Source organism: Aquirufa beregesia (assembly GCF_011090385.1).
GTDB classification, from domain to species: domain Bacteria; phylum Bacteroidota; class Bacteroidia; order Cytophagales; family Spirosomataceae; genus Aquirufa; species Aquirufa beregesia.
In genome coordinates, this window is sequence record NZ_SEWW01000002.1 from 454,063 (window position 1) to 456,586 (window position 2,524).

The 2,524-nt window shown below is 46.5% G+C and carries 1 rRNA gene; it reads left to right on the forward strand.

Annotated elements, in window-relative coordinates:
• Window positions 1-363: 363 nt before the first annotated feature.
• Window positions 364-2,524, forward strand: a 23S ribosomal RNA gene (locus EWU23_RS14440); the annotation flags it as partial.

Sequence of the window (2,524 nt, forward strand, 5' to 3'; positions counted from 1 at the left end):
AATCCGTTATTCTCCACACTGTTGAATAACAGAGATTAATAGCAGGGGTCAACGGAATTGCATTCTGCGTTGAATCCTTTATTGTCCACTTAGAGTAAAAACATTAAGCGAACGAGTTTAATGAAAACATTAGAGTAGAACTTAAAAGATAAACGATGATGTATAATTCATCATTTATAATTTATCCTTTAAGTATTGCCTCCCTCCTACTTCAACGGAAGTAAGGAAATAGGGAAACGATGTAATTGATTGGTAGGCAACTACTAAGAGATTACACAAGGTTCTTTGACATATTGTGAGAATAAAGTAAAGAGTAAGAGCAAAAATAGATAGCGATTGCCTTCGGGCATGAAGATATTAGAGAGTAAGTGAAATAAGGGCGTATGGGGGATGCCTAGGCTCTTGGAGGCGAAGAAGGACGTGTTAAGCTGCGATAAGCTTCGGGGAGGTGCACAAGACCCTTAATCCGAAGATTTCCGAATGGGGCAACCCACTAGATTGAAGATCTAGTATTCTATTTAAATAGAAGGCAAACCTGCTGAACTGAAACATCTAAGTAAGCAGAGGAAGAGAAAACAAAAGTGATTCCGTAAGTAGTGGCGAGCGAACGCGGATTAGCCCAAACCAGTGTTGTTGCGGCAAGACTGGGGTTGTAGGACTTCGATATCGATGGATTAAATGAACGAGAACTGTCTGGGAAGGCGGGCCGTAGAAGGTGAGAGCCCTGTATTGGTAAGTTTATTTCATTGTAGGAGTATCCTGAGTAGGGGGGGACCGGAGAAATCCCCTTTGAATCTGCCGGCACCATCCGGTAAGGCTAAATACTACCAAGAGACCGATAGTGAACGAGTACTGTGAAGGAAAGGTGAAAAGTACCCTGAGTAAGGGGGTGAAAAGACCCTGAAACCATACGCTTACAAGCGGTCGGAGCCCTTTCGTGGGGTGACGGCGTGCCTTTTGCATAATGAGCCTACGAGTTACTTTCACTGGCGAGGTTAATCACATAGATGTGAGCAGCCGGAGCGAAAGCGAGTCTGAATAGGGCGCTTAGTCAGTGGGAGTAGACGCGAAACTTTGTGATCTACCCATGAGCAGGTTGAAGCTCCGGTAAAACGGAGTGGAGGACCGAACCAGTTTACGTTGAAAAGTATTTGGATGACTTGTGGGTAGGGGTGAAAGGCCAATCAAACTGAGAAATAGCTCGTACTCCCCGAAATGTTTTTAGGAACAGCCTCGGGGTCAAGTTTTAAGCAGGTAAAGCTACCGATAGGACTAGGGGGAGTCAAATCCTACCAAATCCTGACGAACTCTGAATGGCTTAAAATATACCCGGGAGTGAGGGTTGGGGTGCTAAGGTCCCAATCCGAGAGGGAAAGAACCCAGACCAACAGCTAAGGTCCCAAAATCTTTACTAAGTTGAACTAAGGAAGTCTGATTGCAGTGACAGCCAGGATGTTAGCTTGGAAGCAGCTATTCATTTAAAGAGTGCGTAACAGCTCACTGGTCGAGCGAGGCGGGCATCGATAATAAACGGGCATCAAGTAAAGTACCGAAGCTTTGGATTATATTTATATACTGGTAGGGGAGCATTCTGATTGCGGCGAAGGTTGAGCGACGAGCTTGGCTGGAGCGATCAGAAAAGCAAATGTAGGCATGAGTAACGATAATGAGGGCGAGAAACCCTCACGCCGAAAGACTAAGGTTTCCTCAGCTATGCTAATCAACTGAGGGTTAGTCGGGGGCTAAGGGTCTAGCGAGAGCGACAACCTAATGCACAACAGGTTAATATTCCTGTACTTACTTATTGGGCAAATAGATGACGGAGAGAATGGGTTACCAGATACTGACGGAATAGTGTCTTTGAGAGGCGGCAGCAATGCCAAAACGAGTGTAGCGAGTGATCTTCCAAGAAAAGTCTAGGCGTGTATAACTAATAAGTAACCCGTACCGTAAACCGACACAGGTGGTCGAGAAGAATATTCTAAGGCGCTCGAGTGAATCACGGCTAAGGAACTCGGCAAATTAACCCTGTAACTTCGGGATAAAGGGAGCCTCGAGTAATCGAGGCCGCAGAGAAATGGCCCAGGCGACTGTTTAACAAAAACACATGGCTTTGCAAAATCGAAAGATGACGTATAAGGCCTGACACCTGCCCGGTGCTGGAAGGTTAAGGGGGGATGTTAGCCGCAAGGCGAAGCATTGAACTGAAGCCCCAGTAAACGGCGGCCGTAACTATAACGGTCCTAAGGTAGCGAAATTCCTTGTCGGGTAAGTTCCGACCTGCACGAATGGTGTAACGATCTGGGCACTGTCTCAGCCGTGAGCTCGGTGAAATTGTAGTAACGGTGAAGATGCCGTTTACCCGCAACGGGACGGAAAGACCCCATGAACCTTTACTATAGCTTAGCATTGAGTTTTGGTACTGGATGTGTAGGATAGGTGGGAGGCTATGAGCCGGTGTCGCTAGGCATCGGGGAGCCAACGTTGAAATACCACCCTTCTTGTACTGGAATTCTAATCCCTA